At 52.0% G+C, this 17204-nt stretch carries 13 protein-coding genes; 6 read left to right on the top strand and 7 right to left on the bottom strand.

Annotated elements, in window-relative coordinates:
• Positions 1-21: 21 nt before the first annotated feature.
• Positions 22-1203: a GTPase HflX gene (hflX, locus tag B7992_RS06075; protein ID WP_073161400.1), complete on the top strand. Its 1182-nt coding sequence runs from the start codon at positions 22-24 to the stop codon at positions 1201-1203.
• A gap of 115 nt (positions 1204-1318) precedes the next feature.
• Positions 1319-1900 (top strand): phosphatidylglycerophosphatase A, encoded by a 582-nt coding sequence (locus B7992_RS06070; RefSeq protein ID WP_088665799.1) that lies wholly within the window; start codon positions 1319-1321, stop codon positions 1898-1900.
• Here the strand turns inward: B7992_RS06070 and B7992_RS06065 are convergent, their stop codons facing one another.
• The 4 genes from B7992_RS06065 to B7992_RS16305 form a co-directional block, all read right to left on the bottom strand.
• Positions 1901-3421, bottom strand: a complete 1521-nt coding sequence (locus tag B7992_RS06065) for a diguanylate cyclase (RefSeq protein ID WP_088665798.1) — start codon at positions 3419-3421, stop codon at positions 1901-1903.
• Between the two features lie 107 nt (positions 3422-3528).
• Positions 3529-5850, bottom strand: coding sequence for an ATP-dependent helicase (locus tag B7992_RS06060; protein ID WP_088665797.1), 2322 nt, complete (start codon positions 5848-5850; stop codon positions 3529-3531).
• Positions 5851-6132: 282 nt separating this feature from the next.
• Entirely contained in the window at positions 6133-7371 is a 1239-nt protein-coding gene (locus B7992_RS06055) for an FISUMP domain-containing protein (protein WP_088665796.1), read from the bottom strand.
• A 213-nt stretch (positions 7372-7584) separates the two neighbouring features.
• A complete protein-coding gene (locus B7992_RS16305; RefSeq protein WP_141100387.1) occupies positions 7585-8781 on the bottom strand; it encodes an FISUMP domain-containing protein in 1197 nt (398 codons plus the stop codon).
• Positions 8782-9007: 226 nt separating this feature from the next.
• On the opposite strand from B7992_RS16305, the gene B7992_RS06040 reads away from it, so the two are divergent.
• Complete coding sequence (locus B7992_RS06040) at positions 9008-11044, top strand: CotH kinase family protein (protein WP_088665793.1); 2037 nt, start codon at positions 9008-9010, stop codon at positions 11042-11044.
• 14 nt (positions 11045-11058) lie between these two features.
• On the opposite strand, the gene B7992_RS06035 is transcribed toward B7992_RS06040, so the two are convergent.
• From B7992_RS06035 to fabF, 3 genes are all read right to left on the bottom strand, one after another.
• Complete coding sequence (locus B7992_RS06035; protein ID WP_073160505.1) at positions 11059-11628, bottom strand: fibrobacter succinogenes major paralogous domain-containing protein; 570 nt, start codon at positions 11626-11628, stop codon at positions 11059-11061.
• A gap of 72 nt (positions 11629-11700) precedes the next feature.
• Positions 11701-12639: a YfiM family protein gene (locus B7992_RS06030; RefSeq protein WP_249269337.1), complete on the bottom strand. Its 939-nt coding sequence runs from the start codon at positions 12637-12639 to the stop codon at positions 11701-11703.
• A 92-nt stretch (positions 12640-12731) separates the two neighbouring features.
• Complete coding sequence (gene fabF, locus B7992_RS06025) at positions 12732-13961, bottom strand: beta-ketoacyl-ACP synthase II (RefSeq protein ID WP_073160503.1); 1230 nt, start codon at positions 13959-13961, stop codon at positions 12732-12734.
• A 243-nt stretch (positions 13962-14204) separates the two neighbouring features.
• Between fabF and orn the strand changes: the two genes are divergently transcribed.
• From orn to lgt, 3 genes are read left to right on the top strand one after another with little or no spacing between them, the layout of a single operon-like run.
• A complete protein-coding gene (orn, locus tag B7992_RS06020; RefSeq protein WP_073160531.1) occupies positions 14205-14750 on the top strand; it encodes an oligoribonuclease in 546 nt (181 codons plus the stop codon).
• Positions 14751-16145 (top strand): penicillin-binding transpeptidase domain-containing protein, encoded by a 1395-nt coding sequence (locus B7992_RS06015; RefSeq protein ID WP_073286376.1) that lies wholly within the window; start codon positions 14751-14753, stop codon positions 16143-16145.
• A gap of 9 nt (positions 16146-16154) precedes the next feature.
• Entirely contained in the window at positions 16155-17021 is an 867-nt protein-coding gene (lgt, locus tag B7992_RS06010) for a prolipoprotein diacylglyceryl transferase (RefSeq protein ID WP_073160499.1), read from the top strand.
• Positions 17022-17204 lie beyond the last annotated feature (183 nt).

The raw sequence follows: 17204 nt of genomic DNA, 5'->3' as shown, positions 1-17204 counted from the left end.
AAATTTCTAATATGTAGTCGTATGAGAGAAAAGACGATTGAGCACAAGAAAGAGAAAGACCAGAAGGAACGTTGCATTTTGGTTGGTATCGCCACTCCAAAAGTGCGTCCCTGGCTCGCCACCGAACAATTGGCGGAACTTGGTCGACTGGCAGAAACTGCCGGAGCTGAAGTTGTGCAAAGCTTTTTACAGAGGGTTCAGCAATTCAATGCCGCTACCCTTATTGGAGAAGGCAAGGTAAATCAGGTAAAACAAGCCCTTGAAGAAAACGACGCCAAGATGGTGGTTTTCGACGATGATCTATCCGGTTCCCAGGTCCGCAACCTGGAACAGAGAATGCCGGGAATCAAGGTCCTTGACCGCACAGGGTTAATCCTGGACATTTTCGCAAAGCATGCCGTTACCGCCGAAAGCCGCCTCATGGTAGAAGTGGCCCAGTTGCAGTATATGATGCCCCGCCTTACCGGTGCGTGGACCCACTTGTGTAGACAACATAACGGCGGTATTGGAACCAAGGGCCCTGGCGAAACCCAGCTGGAAACGGACCGTCGACTGATCCGCAAGCGCATACAGGAACTGAAGAAAAAACTTGAAAAAATCGAGGACGCCCGCGAAAGCCAGGCGGAAAACCGCAACGACATCTTTCACGTCGGCATCGTTGGTTACACCAACGCCGGTAAGAGTACTCTTACCAACCGGCTCACCGGTGCCGACGTCTACGTCGAAGACAAGCTCTTCGCCACTCTGGACAGCACCACCCGCAAGCTGTTCCTTGACGGCGAGAACATCATCCTCTCCGACACCGTGGGCTTTATCCGCAAACTCCCCCACAACCTGATCGAAACTTTCAAGAGCACCCTGGGAGTGGCCGCCCACGCCGACTGCATCCTGGAAGTGGTTGACGGAAGCGCACCCGACTACCGCGAACATCTGGAAGTCACCCACAAGACTCTGGAAGGTATCATCAGCAAGGACACACCCCGCCTCCGCGTATTCAACAAGGTGGAAGTCTGCGACGAAGCCCGCCGAAACGAACTGCTTGAAAACTATCCCGAAGCCATCCAGGTCAGCGCCCGCGAAAACATCGGCATGGAACGCCTGCGAGAAGCCTTCAGGGAGCAGCTATCCAACTGGCACAAGAAGCGAGAAGCACAAGCAGAAAAAATCAAGGAAGAAGCAGAATCACCATGGAAGAGTGAATAGTGAAGAGCTATGAGCTATGAGTTATGAGTTATGAGTTAAAATATGGCGCCTTCGGCGCGACTATTTAGCTGAAAGGAGCCGCAGGCTCCGCCCTCGTACCTGATACCTAAAAATTATGAACAAAGAAGAACTTAAAGAAAAGTATGGCAAGAAGCGCGTCCCTCACCAGTGGCGCGGTACCGACTTCATCTCCGCACAGATTTGCACCTTTTTCGGTTCGGGCATGAGCCCCAAGGCCCCCGGCACCATGGGAAGCCTGGCCGCCGCCATCGTCGCCTACCCCATGGCATTGCTATTTGCCAAAATCAGCACACCCGACCTGGGCATCCGCGGAACATCCGCCGGTCTGAACAGCGCCTTCCTTATCGCCGCCATCTTCGTATTCTTCGCCGCCATCCCTTTTGTCAAGAAGGCCATGAAGGATACGCAGACCGAAGATCCGAGCTGGATTGTCATTGACGAAGTCTGCGGCATTTTCATGTCGTTAGCATTTATTTCTAATGCAAGTATACTCGCCCATCCCTGGACCCTTGCAGTGGCCTTCGGACTGTTCAGATTCTTCGACATCCTGAAGCCCCTAGGTATCCACAAGTTCGAAGCCTTCCCCGGAGCATGGGGCGTCATGGCAGATGACTTGCTGGGCGGTATTTACGCAGGCATCCTCATGGGCGCCATCGCATTCGGAATCGGACTTTAATCAGCCGCGCCAGAAGGTAAAGGAACGGCCCTCGATTTTCTTACTTTCGTAGGTACAGCCGTCGGCCTGTCGATAAAGGTCATCAAAGTCAACCTTGCCGCCCCTAAAGAAGGTGGCACCAAGGCTTACGGCAATATTGTAATCTTCAAGGCCTTCAATAGAGACCTTATTCAGTTCCGTAAAGAATCGTCCAATGGCCTGTGCACCCAACTCCTCGTTGGTCACCTTGCTCAGGAATACCATAAATTCATCGCCACCTAGACGCAGCAGCACATCGACGTCACGAAAGGTCCTCTGCATGGCATCGGCTACAGCCACAATCACCTTGTCACCAGCCTGGTGGCCATAATTGTCGTTGATGGACTTAAACTTGTCTATGTCAAACAGGCAAAGCATTCCCTGCAGGCAGTCGTGCATCTTTTCCTTGATCTTGGAAACGCCACCGTTGCGGTTGTAAAGGCCAGTCATGGCATCGGTTTCCGCCTGGGAAATCAAGGCCTTTTCACGCTGCTTCTGTTCGCTGATATTTTCCACCGCAAAAATCACGTAGCGGGGCAATTCATCTTTTTTGTCAAAGTCCACGTTCACATAACGGGCGCGGCACCACATCCCGCTCTGCGAAAGGAATTCATGAGTAATGGTCGTCTTCCCTTTCAGACGTTCCTTCAAAGTCCCTAAGTCCAGGAACTTCTTTGCGTTTTCAAGAAAATCGGGATCCACAGTCTGCAAGGCACCATGATGTAACATCTGCTCCACATGAGGGCCCATGGCGCCATAAGGCTTCAGGGCATCTACATCATTACGAAGTTCCATGAACATCCCGGTATCAAGGTCTGCATGATACATGGTAACGTAAATATTGGAAATGGACTTCAAATATTTCGTCAGCTGTTCCTGGTTCGTCAATTCATTAACTCGATACTCAAACACAAAACGTTCCAGCTTCATTCGGGTCATGTAGGTTCCAAGAATCAAGCCCACGTTACTGTAGACCACCATGTTCACAATTTCAAGATTCACCATTTCGGCGGGCTTGAAAATCTTCACAAGATGAATGAACAGCAATTCCAAAACGAAATACAGGATCGCCAATCGATAAGGGCGGTCTGTAAAGAACATGGGCACGATGGCGAACATGACCAAAAGCGAAATGGTCAGCTGGTTTGGCGAACATACAAAGGCCAACAGGAATCCAAAGCCGAACAGAACACAGTCAAACAGGTATATCAGCCAAGGCAGCAACCTGGGCTTGCGGGGAACCAGATAGTAGTTGGCGAAGAAAATAATCAGCGATAGAACCAGGCCAAAACTGTAACCGAAATTCTGGTCAATCTTAACTTCAATCTGGAATGAACGGGAAAGCAACAGGGCCGTAGCAAACAGCACCACCGCGATCCTTGAAAAAGCATGAAGGGCCGCCTGGTTATTACGGTCCATAGCCGTCTTAATCTTGGGAAACTCCCTAGGATCAATACAAGCATACAGGATGTAGCTGCGCAACCATTCAAAAAATCGTTTCATCGGTTTTAAAGTAAATAAAAAAATATCCGTGGGAACATTTTCCAATCAACTTCATAGGAAAATCATCTAAAAAAAGGTATTTTTGGCCTAATTTGGAGTGAATAGATCTATTCTTCGGCTTGCAGGGGGTAATCGAACTGAATTGCCCTGTGAGTCGCAATCTTATCGAACTTGACTTCGTAGTATAAGTTCTCGGCATCGACACCAACCACGGTACCCGCCCCCATAATCTTGTGAACGACACGGTCCCCTTCCCCAAACTTGGCAATGGGAGCTTTCTTGCCGACAACACCATCCACACCGGATTCGCCATCCAGATTCTCGCCCAGTTCGCGGTTGCGATCCACCTCGGCAATATGTTCCTTGGCGGCGCGGTACCATTCCTCGGTAAAACCCTGAACCACATCCAGGTCGTCCATATCCATTTCCAGCAGGAACCGTGACGGGTAGCGACATTGGACATCGCCACCGGCGCTATCTTCGGAATCGCTGATGCACAGCACATTTTCGGCGCGGGTCAGAGCCACATAGGCCAGACGGCGTTCCTCTTCTAGCTGAGCCTTGTTCTTGACACGCTTTACCGGGAAGCAGCCTTCGTTAAGGCCGCAGACAAACACATAAGGGAATTCCAGGCCCTTGGCGTTGTGGATGGTCATGAGCTGAACCTTATCCTTGCGGACTTCTGCAGATTCAGCGGATGAGTCAGAGGAACCGCCCGCCCCATCGCCGGCTCCATCCCCCAAGCCATCGCTATTTGTGAACAGCACGATGTTCTGGAGGTATTCATCAAGGGTAGCATCTTCTTCGAAGTTCTTTTCGAACTCCATGACGCCCTGCTTAAGTTCGGCAAGGTTACCCAGGCGGTCTTCGTCACCATCCAGGCGAAGCATTTCTTCGTAGCCGGTTTCGCGGAGCATCTTGGTCAGCACATCGCTGACGGCCATATCGCGGTAAAGCCCGCGGTACTTCTCGATCAGCTTGACGAACTCGCCCACCTTGGTGCGGGCCATGAAAGCGGCACAATCCAGGTCAGGCTTTACAGCATCATTTTCGACGGCGGCATTTTCCGCCTCGGCGGCCACATAAATTTCTAGAAGGGCGTCGTAAAGATTCAGCCCGCGGCTAGCGGCGTAATTCTGCAAGATAGCCTGCTTCTTAGGGCCAAACATGCGCTTGGGCGTATTCACCACACGCAAAAAACTCAAGTCGTCGCCGTATACCAGCATACGCAAGTAGCAAAGCACATCCTTCACTTCCTGGCGCTGGTAAAATCCGATACCGCTGTAAACCTTGTAAGGCAAGTCCGAAGACATCAGCGCTTCTTCTACAGAGCGGGACTGGGAATGCATACGGTAAAGGACTGCGATATCCTTGGGACTGACGCCGTTATCGATTGCCTGCTTGATCCGTTCCACAATCCATTCCGCCTCTTTGCGGGTGTTCTTGGCGTGGTAAAACACAGGCGTCTTGCCGCCGGCCCTGGTGGGCTTCAACACCTTCTGAATACGGAACTCGTTATTCTTGATAACGGAATCCGGGATTTTCAGGATCGAGGGCGTCGAACGGTAATTGTTCTGCAGAAGGATTGTCTTGCAGCCTTCGTGGTGGCGGTCAAAATCAAGAATGCGGTTGACATCGGCCCCCCGCCAGGTATAAATCGTCTGGTCCGGGTCCCCCACAACAAAAAGATTCTTGTGGTAGCTGCAAAGCAGTTCCGCCAGGCGGTACTGCTGACCGTCAATATCCTGGAATTCATCCACCATCACATACATCATGCGCTTGGCCCACTTCTCCCGCTTTTCGGGGAAGCGTTCCAGAATATAAAGCGTTACCAGAATGAGGTCATCAAAATCCAGCGCAAAATTTTTGCGCTGTTCATATAGGTAGCGGTAATAAACCCGATGCCACTTATCAGGCGCAGCCTCCACCAATTCCAAAAGGCCTTCGGCATCCTTGTCGGCAAACAGGGAAACATAATCCGCCTCGTTGGCCTTGCGACCGCCAATGAAATCCATGACACTACTGATCTTAAGGTCGTTCAGGTGCAGGCCCAGTTCGGCATAGCACTTCTTTAGCAAGGTCTTCTGATCGTCTTCGTCAAGAATCATGAATTCCTTGGGATAATTCAGCACATGAATATCTTCGCGAAGGAACTGTACGCAAAAACCGTGGAAGGTGGAAATATAACCGGAATCGTCGCCCTTGAGCATGGTGCGGATTCGGTTCTTCATTTCGCCGGCGGCCTTGTTGGTAAAGGTAACGCAAAGAATATTGGATGGAGAAATCCCCAGCTCCCTAGCCAGATACAGATAGCGATGGGTAAGCGTGCGGGTCTTGCCGGAACCAGCCCCGGCAATCACACGAATAAAGCCCTCGGTATTTTCAACAGCCTCACGCTGTTCTGCGTCTAGTTTAGAAAGCAAATCCATACTGCACAAAAATACACTTTAGCAAAGGCTCTGTCAAGTCACCCCATACACATTTGAGCAACTAGCATAAAAAGTCCGTTTTGTCAGCCCGTCGAAAACTGCATTTTTACTCCAGAAACGCCATTTCAAGGCTGTTTATTAGCTTCGGCGCCAAAGCATATTTACAGTAGGTTTGCAGCATACAGTCTGGACTGACAGAGCCTGCAGTTAGAATACAGCTAACAAAACGCGTTTATGCAATCTGACCCTGGCCGTACGAAAAAACTTGACAGAGTTATCCGATTAGTAGTCTTTTGCGCACCGGACGGACGCCCCGTTGACTTTCTTTAGAGCCGCGTGTTGACTTATAGCATCGCGTTCAATGTATGCCATCCGGCCAAACAGCTCAGGTTTAAGGTCTTCGTTCCTATCATATTCACCAGGCATCCAGTGATAAGCATATTTGTTTATATATTGATAATCAACTTGTTTTTCATCGCTACGTGAATCCTGAGTTTTTAAATAACCCGCCGGCAGAAGGGAGAATCCGCGTTGGTTGCTCCCCCACAGGACTGCCCCCAAATAATTGGCACCATTACGCGAGCCGCCACCTTCCATTATCAATCCCCACTCAATCTCACTCATCACATGCCACCCCTCGGGGCATATTCCTTGATGGAGAACGGCCGTCAATGCACCTTTGGCTTCAGGAATCGGATTTTTCATCAAGTCATACTCTACAGGGCACTTGCTCGTGCCCAAGCCAAAGCTGTCGCAGGCGGCAGGGAAATTCATGGCGCTAGCCCAGGTGTAAAGCCCGCCGAAGCCGTTGTCGCAGTACCACGGGTCGTCGTCGTAGCAGAATTTCGTGGAGTCGGTCATCTGGATTCCGGCATCAATCATCTTCCCGTAGTTCAGGTTCTGCGCAAAAAAAGTAATGGAATCAAGTCCAGAAATAAGGACTTCATAACGAATGGTCTTGTACACCTGGCCGTCGCGCGGGTCGGTGAACTCGCCGTAGCTGTAGCCCTGGTCGTTCACAAACAGCTCGCTCATGTCGTAGTACTTGCTACTGCTGCTCGAACGGGCAACAGAACTGCTGGATTGTAGAATCCAGTGACCGTTTATGCAACGATACCTCAAATTGTACTTCGAAATGAATTTTGACCCACCTTCATATTCGCTGTCGCAAAGCGAGTCTACCAGCACAAAGCTGCTCGAGCTAATCCCGACATCGCTAACCGCTCCCGACGATGCCGCCACAGAACTGCTAGATCTCCGGTCGGTGCCGGGGATGACACTGCTGCTGGAGGTGGCACTTTCGCTCGATTTTGCGGAGTTTCCCTTGCTCGAGGAGCTCTTCTTGGATTCCTTGGCTTCGCCAGCTGTGACACTTGTGCTGGAGGCGGCGTCGAGGCCTTCGTCGTCGCTCGAGTTCACGGAAATTTCGTCGCTTGCGCCACTCCCGGAGTCGTCACCGCAGGCGGTAAAGAACATGGTTGCCGCGAACAGGGCCAGGCAAAAAATTCTGAGCAGGTTCATTCAAATATCCTTGTCATAACTCGTTTAAAAAATTTATATGTGAGCATCATTTTTACGCAGCGAGCACATCAAGAGCCTCGGTTCGAGAGACTCGATCTTGTAATTGTTACGGTTTTTCTTGGACTTTTTGTTCTTCTTGTTGAGTTTAGACACATAACCCCTATAGCCTTTCAAAGGAAAGGCTTTGTTAATTTGTTTAAAATCTTGTTATAATTAGTAGTTTTTTACACAGCGGATGGAAAGAGCATTTGTCTTAAGAGCCCCTCCACTCCGACTAAAAGAATTTTTGTTAACATAGGCCGCTTGAGCAACATCCCCTTGACTTTTATGTTGTTGCGGCAGATAATAGCCCACAGACTCAGTAATGTGTTCGAATTTTTTTTCTTGCCAATACCCGGCTGGCAGTATCGATAATCCGTAAGAATTTTTGCTACCGAATCCGGTAACCTTTGAGCCCATGTAATAGGCAACATCACTACCGCTCATTTCAGACAGAAGCGTCCATACATCCTCGTTCATCACATGCCACCCGTCTGGGCAAATTCCTTGATGCTGGGTAAACAGAACATCTCCATTGAAATTTTCATTCTCGCTGCTTAAATCGAACTTATTAGGACATTTTTCCGAAGCGACAGAGAAACTATCACATACGGCAGGGAAACCCATGGCGTTGCTCCAGGTATAGAGACCGCCCCAGCCGTTGTCGCAGTACCACGGGTCGTCATCATAGCAATACTTGGTACCTTTCCCCTGTACCGTACCGCCCGGCACCCTCTCGCCATAGTTCAAATTCTCGGCAAATATGGTGACAGAATCAACGCCGCGCATATGGTACTTATAATCAATCGTCACCGTACGATATTTCTGTCCGTCGCGAGGGTCTGTAAATTCTCCGTACTTGACATCCGGATTGAATTGTTCCGTCATGTCAAAATAGCTACTACTGCTAACAGAACTAGACGATTCAACCTCAACCCAAAAACCATTCTTACAAATATATCTGACCCCTGTTGCCAAGACACGTTTTGTCTCCCCTTCTTCTGCTGCATCACAGGGTTCTAATGCAGATTCACTAGAGCTACTGCTATTCCCTGCCGACGAGTCCGCAGACGTTCCCGAGCTGCTCGACTTAACGCTTGACGAGGCTGGGTTAGACTCACCGCCACTGTTCTTGTCTCCTGTAGACGAGCTTGATTTTGCAGAGGAAGAGCTGTTCGTAGTCGAAGACGAGACACTGCTGCTAGATTTGTCTCCATTGCCGTCACTGGTCCCGTCGCCGCTGCTCAGGATTTCGCTAGACGAGGATTCCTTTTCCGGTTCAACGAAGCTGCTGCTGTCGTCGTCACCGCAGGCGGTAAAGAACATGGTTGCCGCGAACAGGGCCAGGGCAAATGGTAGCAATCGTTTCATTTGTTCACTCCAAAGAAAGAAGATAGAAATTGTTGATGAGGCACGAGGTTCGAGGGCGCTCGCGGGGCTCGCTTCGAGGTTAAAATTTGGCGGCTACGCCGCGTAGCTAAATCTCATAACTCGTAATTCATACCTCATAATTAATTGGCGACGCTTACCCCCTCGTACGCCGATAAAGGCACAACAGCCGGAGTCCGCTGTCTGAGGGATTAATTAAATTAAATGTATGCATTTAAAGTTTCGCCAGAGCATTCTCTCCCTGATACCGTCACTGGCGGTTATCTCGTTCCTATTCGCAAGTTGTTCTAGCGAAAACTACGAAGAAATCGTTACCGTTTCCATCAAGGACGGTGTTCTAGGCGATCCGGTAGACATCGATGTTCCTTCCGACCTTTTCAGGTCCAGTTCAGACATGTCTCCGTTCAAGACATCCTCCAGTTCGATAGCCAGCGGTAAATCTTCTGACAGTAAGACGGATTCATCTGACAGTTCCGTCAAACCGGTTAGCAGTTCTTCTATTGACGTCCCAAAATCATCTGCATCACAGGCAAGCTCCTCGTCGCAGAAAACCGAGACTCCGGCCTCAGCCCTTCCGCCGGCAGGATTCTACTCAGCCTTTACCCTGACCGCCCCTACCCCGAAGAATGGCGGTGTGTTCCGTTGCACTTACGACGGTTCCGAACCCACCAGTGCCACGGCCCAGGCAAGCAACAAGAACATCTCTTCTACAACTGCCGTTCGCTGCTACGAATTTATCGGTAACGACATCGTCGCCAAGGAAACCCAGACCTACTTTATCAACGAAACCATTTCGATGCCCGTAGTGGCCATCAGCGTGGCTCCGGAATATTTCAACGGTTACGTCGCGGCCCCCAAGTGCTCCCCGGACCCCTGTTACTCCGCCAAGTTCTGGGAAGACGTGGAGTACCCGGTACATGTCGAATACTTCGCCAACGGCAGCCGTTCCACCCAGAAGGATTTCGAAATTGACGCCGGGATTTCCATCATGGGCGGCTGGAGCCGAAACCAGATCAAGAAATCCGTTTCGATCGCCATGCGCAAGGAATACCAGGACGGCCGTCTGAAGTACCCGCTTTTTGACACCCGCCCCGAAAAGAAAAAGTTCAAGGCGTTCAACCTCCGCAACAACGGCAACCGCTTTGTCAGCGACTACATCGAAGACCCCATGGCCGTAAGCCTGCTGGAAGGGACCCATGTGGATTACCAGCGTTCTCGCCAGGTGGTGGTTTTCTATAACGGAGTCTATTACGGCATTCACGACATGCGTGAAAAGTTGAACGAACATTTCGTAGAGACCAACTACGGAATCGATTCCAAGGGCGTGGACGTCATCAAGCATACGAACACGGATATCAGCGCCAGCGGTGGTACCAGCGAAGGTTACATCAGCATGCTGAACTACGCCGTCAATAACGACCTGACCATAGACGCCAACTACATCACCCTGGGAACCATGCTGGACATCGCCAGCTACGTTGACTACATGGCGGCAGAAATCTACTACCACAACGGAGACTGGCCCAACAACAACCTTCGTGCCTGGCACTCCGTAGAACAGCCCTGGAAGTTCATGGCCTTCGACATCGACCACGGTTTTGACTGGACCTGGAACGTTAGCGGTTTTGGCCAGAGCACCAACATATTTACATGGATCAAGAACGGCGGAACCACAAGCGGATCCTGCTACAAGTCCAGCAACAGCCTCTGCTTCCACAACCTGTACAACAACATTATCAAGAACGAGAACTTCAGGCGCACCTTCATAAACAGGGCTGCCGTCCTGTACAACAGTTTTGTCAATTCCGCAAAGGTTGAAACCGCTGTCGACAAGATGGTATCCACCATGCCCATTTCCGATATTACCCGCGATATGAATAAATTCCCCAGGGCTCAGTTATGGTACACCAACAGTTGCAACAACGGATTTGAATATACGGGCTCCTGCCTCAAGACCTGGTCCCGCAGCAGGGACAGCAAGGTCATCCAGGAATTCCAGAACGAATTTGGCCTTGAATCCCTGGTGAAGATGACCATCAGCGCCACAGGACTGGGAACAGTGCTGCTAGATGATATCGCCCTGCCCAGCCAGAGCTACACAGGCAATTTCTTTAACGGTCACCCCATGAAGTTGACAGCCAGCGGAAACGGCGGCATCTTCGTAGAATGGGAAGATGGATCCGCCCAGAATCCCCGTTTTGTCTACGCATCGGCCGGGGCCACCTACACAGCCAAATTCAAGTAAAAAGGACGCTCACGCTAATCGCGTAGGCAACGCACCGAGTACATATTGGTGCTGATATCGAAATCCCTGGAAAAGTCCCCCGGAGGAGCCAGATGCCAACCAAAGGCATCACCATCTTCTTCGGTAGCGCTCCAGAAATGGGCAGACACACCCAGATCTACAAACTCATCCGTAGCCTTCCCTGCCGGAACCACGTCGAAACCATAACGGTCGGAGCCGTCCCATTTGTCCCTGGACTTTAGGCTGACCCATGCTTCTTCCTTTCCGTCGCTATCTTCGATAAAGCGTTTGAACATGGTCCATTCGTCGTTATCGGGCAGATGCCAGCCTCGGGGGCAGGATTTTACAGCGGATGAAAATGCATACAGTCTGCCGTACCTTTTACAGTTTTCGTCACTGTTATCGTAACAGGCACTCCCTTCGGACTTAAAGTTCAAATTCTGGGACATCCACGTTTTTGAGCCAATTTTGACGGTTTTGTAGGTCTGACCGTCTCGAGAATCCGTAAAAGAACCCGTGACAGGCACGGATATTGCTAAAGTGGGCAGGAAGAAGCAAAGAAAGGGAACGAAAATTTTATTCATGCAACTAAAGATATATTTCTTTCCCCATTTTGCAATGCAAAGGATAAATAACTAAATTCGCCCCGCTTTTTTTTAAAACTTGATGGGGTACATCAGGTACCAGTGGACTTCGGGGTAAACCTGCACCGTGGGAGCCGGGAACTTGAAGTAGTTCAAGTAACGCACAATTTGGCGGGCCAGACGACTCTGGGGCCGGAAGGCTTCAAGGTCGTAGTCCAGGGCGATGTAGACTTCGCGATGGGGCGTTCCCTCGTAATGCTTGATGAAGACGCCCTCGTCAATGCTGAGACCCACGGCAATGGCAAGCCAGCTGGGGTAATAGGCGCGGGCTGCGGCGGGCAGCATGCGGTAAGGCTTGAAGCTAGCCCAGTAAGTCTGGTTCACGTAGTCGTCGGTAAAGATGCCGTCTGAAGCCTGGTGGTCCTGGCGGTAGTAAACCTTGGTATTGATCCAGTAGCTCCACTTGAGGTCCACATACTTGAACAGCGGAACATAGCGTTCTGCCATAGGCAAGAAACCGCCAAGGGACCCGGACAGAACGTCAAAGATGCTGAAACCCCAGCTGGGAGCGAAGCCGTCCTTGATGTCGATGGCGATATGGGTGGACATGGCAGAAAGACCTGCGAACAGGTAGGAATAGAATTCCGAGACACCAGCCCAGTGGTAACCTTCGTAGAAGAATTCGCCCAGAGCCACACCCGAGGCAAAATGCCCCAGCTTGTCCAGGTTCAAGGCGTAGTCAAAATCGTTTTCAAAGTGGAAATCGTTGCCGTTCTCGCCCCACCAGCCCTTGTCAAAGACAAGCCAGTAGGCGGCACCGTAGGCGATCAGGGTCGTAGAGGCCACGCCCGTCAGCTTCAGGGCACTGAACTCGTGATTTTCCTGAGGATCCTCGGAGCGGTAATCCCAGGTGGAATCTCGCCAGGTCATGGGACCAAGGAAGCTGTCGGCCTGAGCCGCACCAGTTCCAGCCAGCACACCGGCAAGCATATATTTCAACACTCTTTTCATCGGGCTGCAAAAATAGAAAACCTCTCGGCATAAGCCAAGAGGTTTCCTAAAATCAGATTTGAGCCGAAGGGCCAAAAGGCCGAGCGGTCTCATTAGTCCTTAGCCAGGAGCACGACGCTGTTGTGGCCACCGAAGCCGAAGCCATCGGACATAGCGTACTTGAAGCTATGAGCAGTGTTCTTGTTGGCGCAAACGTCAAAGTGGATACGTTCGTCCTGGTTGAACACGTTGGTGGTAGCGTGGATCATCTGGTTCTGGAGAGACTTGATGGTGATGATTGCTTCGAGAGCACCGGCAGCACCGAGAGCGTGACCGATCATGCACTTGGAAGAGTTGATCTTCAGAGTGTCGCGGAGACCGAAGACCTTTTCGAGAGCGGAGCATTCAGCAACGTCGCCCAGCGGAGTAGAAGTACCGTGGGTGTTGACGTAGCCAACGTCGGAAGCAGAAATCTTAGCATCGCGGAGAGCCATTTCGATAGCCATGCGAACGCCTTCACCGTCTTCACGAGGAGCGGACATGTGGTGAGCGTCGGCGCTCATGCCAACACCGGCAACGCGGGCGAGGATCTTTGCGCCACGCTTCTGAGCGTGAGAAAGGCTTTCGAGAACGAGCACGCCAGCACCTTCACCGATAACGAAACCGTCGCGGTCAACGTCGAACGGGCGGGAAGCGGTGGTCGGATCGTCGTTACGCTTGGACAGAGCCTTCATGGAGCAGAAACCGGCAACAGCGACTTCGTTCACGGTTTCGTCGGCACCGCCAGCCAGCATGATGTCGGCACGGCCCAGACGGATAGCGTCGTAGGCGGCAGCGATAGCGTGGTTGGAAGTAGCGCAAGCGGAGGTCACTGCGAAACAGGGGCCCATCCAGCCAATGCGGTTAGAAACTTCACCGGCAGGCATATTGGTGATAGCCATGGGAATGAAGAACGGAGACACACGGCTAGGACCGCGAGTTGCATAGGCAACGCAAGTGTCGGTGTAAATCTTCATGCCACCGATACCGGAACCGATGATCACACCGGCGCGGCTGGGATCTTCTGCAGCAGGATCGACACCTGCATCGGCCAGGGCCTTGTATGCAGAGTAAACGGCATACTGGATGCTACGGGAGTAGCGGGACTGGTCGCGAGAGCTGAAGTATTCGTCTGCAACGAATTCGTTCACGCTAGCGGAGAACTTGGTGGTAAAGTTGGTTGCATCAAAGCGAGTGATCGGGGTGATGCCGGACTTACCTGCGAGGAGGCTGTCCCAAAGAACGTCGGGAGAGTTACCAAGGGCAGAAACGCAGCCCATACCAGTGATTACAACTTCTTCCATATATTCCCAAAGGTTAAGATTTGAGTCAGTTAACTATTACCAAATGTAGAAATTTCATTTTGTTGATTAAAGTCACACCATTGGCGAGACCGCGAAAAAATTATAATAAAAAACTTACAGAAATCTTACATCAGGATTAAAGCAGCCCCATTTTCGGTCACCACGCCAAAACCACGCCACCTTTAAAAACGTTTCCAAAGCATTGACAAACAATAATCTACATTTGCCCCCGCTATGGTAAGAATTAAAAGTGCGCCGAACCTCGTGTGGATGGACCTGGAAATGTCCGGGCTGGACCCAGAAAAGGATGTAATCCTTGAAGTGGCAACCATCGTGACCGACGGAAACCTGAAGATCCTGGCCGAAGGCCCCGTCATCGCAATTCATCAGACCGAAAACATCTTCGAAGGCATGGACGCCTGGAACACCCGCCACCACACCCAGAGTGGCCTGGTGGACCGCTGCCGCAAATCGAAAATCACCGTAGCCGACGCCGAAAAAATGACACTGGACTTCATCAAGCCCTTCACCCAGGAACGGGGCAACGTACTCTGCGGCAACTCCATCACCCAGGACCGCCGATTCCTCTACAAGTACATGCCCAAGCTCTCCGGATGGCTCAACTACCGAAACGTCGACGTCAGCTCCATCAAGGAACTGACCTTCCGCTGGTACCCCAACCTCCCCGAATTCGAGAAAATGGAAAAGCACCAGGCCCTGGACGACATCCGCGAAAGCATCGCCGAACTGGAATACTACCGAAAAACGATATTTGTAAAGAACGTTTAAATGACCATCAAACCTTACGTCGATACCCAGGACCGCCTCCCCTACGCCGTGCGCATGAGGAACCGCGCCATCGCCATCTTCGTTTTCATTGGAATTTGCGCAGGCATCGGTTCGTGTATCTATAAAGACAAGATTTCCGGGGCGGAAGCCGCCGAGTTAAAGGTGGAGACTCAGGCAGAGCCCGCTAACGATTATAACAAGGAAGAAGTTGCCGCAGGCAATCAGGCGCAAGAGATAAAAGCAGCCGGTCCGTCTGAATCCGCAAAGATGTTCGAAGGGCCCACCGCCGAAGACATCGAAAATACACAGATGGCGGTAACTGCAGAAATCGCCCCATCCAACCCGCCTGCCGTAGAAATCATCGACAGCGCCCACATCAAGAGCCAGAAAGACGTGTTCATGGCCGAAAAGATCGACAACCTGCTCCGTCGATTCAAGCCCGAAAACGCCATCATCCTGATCGTAGACGCCAAGAGCAACGAAATCATGGCCTGGGGCGAACGCAAGAACAACGCCGTGCAGAACCAGCCGGACTACCTGACCCGCAACACCTTCCCCGCCGCCTCCCTGGCAAAGACAATCACCATCGCCGCCGCCATGGAAAGCAACCGCTACGCCCTGAACACCTCGATCCCGCTCATCGGCCGCGCCCACCATCTTTACAAGAACCAGCTCAGGGTTCCCCAGAATTATCATGGCCCCACCGTAGAAATGCAGGACGCCTACGCCCATTCCTACAACCCGCCCCTGGCCCTCATCGGCATGAACGTGGGAGCAAGCAAGCTTAAGGCCGCCGCCCGCAACCTGGGTTACAACATGAACTACGCCGCAGGACTTCCGGGCAGGTCCAGCTTTACGCCGCCGGACACTGGCTACGGGCTAGCCGAAGCCAGCTGTGGCTTCACCGAAGCCACCACGCTGTCGCCCCTACAGGCCGCCGCGCAGGTCCGCGCCATCCTCATGAAGAAGCCTCTTGAAATCCCCTGGTCCACCACCCCGGACCTCGACGGCTACGCCCCCAAGACCCGCCTGGCCCTGGACGTGAACAAGTTCAGCGAAAACACCTACTACGGACTCCGTCAGGCCATGATCCGCTCCGTGACCCACGGCACCGCCCGCAAGAACATCTCCACCAGGCACATGGCCCGCAAGAACTATAACGCCCTGAACATCGGCGGCAAGACAGGCTCCCTGGACGGTTCCGACCCCAAGGGCCGCTACGACTGGTTCATGGGATTCGCCGAAAGCAAGGAAGACCCCAGCAAGGCGATCATCATCGTAGTTTTGCAGATTTACGACAACCAGGGCTTGCGCCCCCAGCCCACCACCCAGGTGGCCGGCATGCTAATCAATTATTGGGCCCACCAGTACGTCACTGGCGGAAAGAAGAAATAGGAGAACAACATGGATTTATCTTGGTGGAACTTGATTCCCACTTACTTTGACGGTACCGCCATTGAACTTGGCAACTTCCCGGTGCGCTGGTACGGCATCATGTACATCTTCGCCTTCGTCACAGCCTACCTTACGCTGTGGCACATCAACAAGAAGGACAAGCTGGGCTACACCAAGGACCAGTTCGACAGCCTGTTCACCTGGATTATCGCCGGTATCATCCTGGGCGCACGACTGGGCTATGTGATCTTCTACAAGCCTGGCTACTACCTGGCCAACCCCACCGAAATCCTGCTGCCCATGACCCACGACGCCCTGGGATACCACTTTAGCGGTATCGCCGGCATGAGCTACCACGGCGGACTCATCCTGGGCATCGTCTTTACCATTATCGGTCTCAAGCGAAACAAGATGGATGTCTGGCAGGGCCTGAACCTGTGCTTCCTGGCAGCTCCCCTGGCCTATACCTGGGGCCGTTGGGGCAACTTCATCAACGGGGAACTTTACGGTGAAGTGACGACAAGCGCCATCGGCATGTACTTCCCCCTGGCCCACGACAGCTCACTGGCCAACCCTATCCTCCACCACCCCAGCCAGCTTTATGAAATGTGCTTCGAGGGTGTTATCTTGTTCGTGCTCCTGTACAACCTGAGGCGCATCCCGCTGCTCAAAGACAAGATGCCCTGCCTCTACCTGATGGGCTACGGCCTCTTCCGCTTCTTCATCGAGTTCTTCAGAAAGTCTGACGCACACCTTGGACGTAACGACCTCTTCGGCATGAGCCGAGGCCAGACGCTTTGCAGCGTCATGGTCCTTAGCGGCCTCATCTGGCTGATCGTAATGATCTACCGTCAGAAGAAGCAAGCAAAGGTGTGAGGTACGAGGGATGGGGGCGGAGCCTGCGGCTCCTTTGAGCTAGATAATCGTGCCGGAAGCGCCCTACTCAGCCATCAGTTTTCAGCATTGAGCAAAGAGTCATTATAATAGCGCCGAAGGCGCCTTACTTTAGCTAACTGCACACAGCTCATAACTCATAACTAAAAAAAAACGAGCCCGCAG

The organism is Fibrobacter sp. UWH1, from assembly GCF_002210365.1.
In the GTDB taxonomy this organism is placed as follows: Bacteria; Fibrobacterota; Fibrobacteria; order Fibrobacterales; family Fibrobacteraceae; genus Fibrobacter.
The sequence above is the reverse complement of the archived record's forward strand: the minus strand, read 5'-3'. Positions and strand labels throughout refer to the sequence as shown.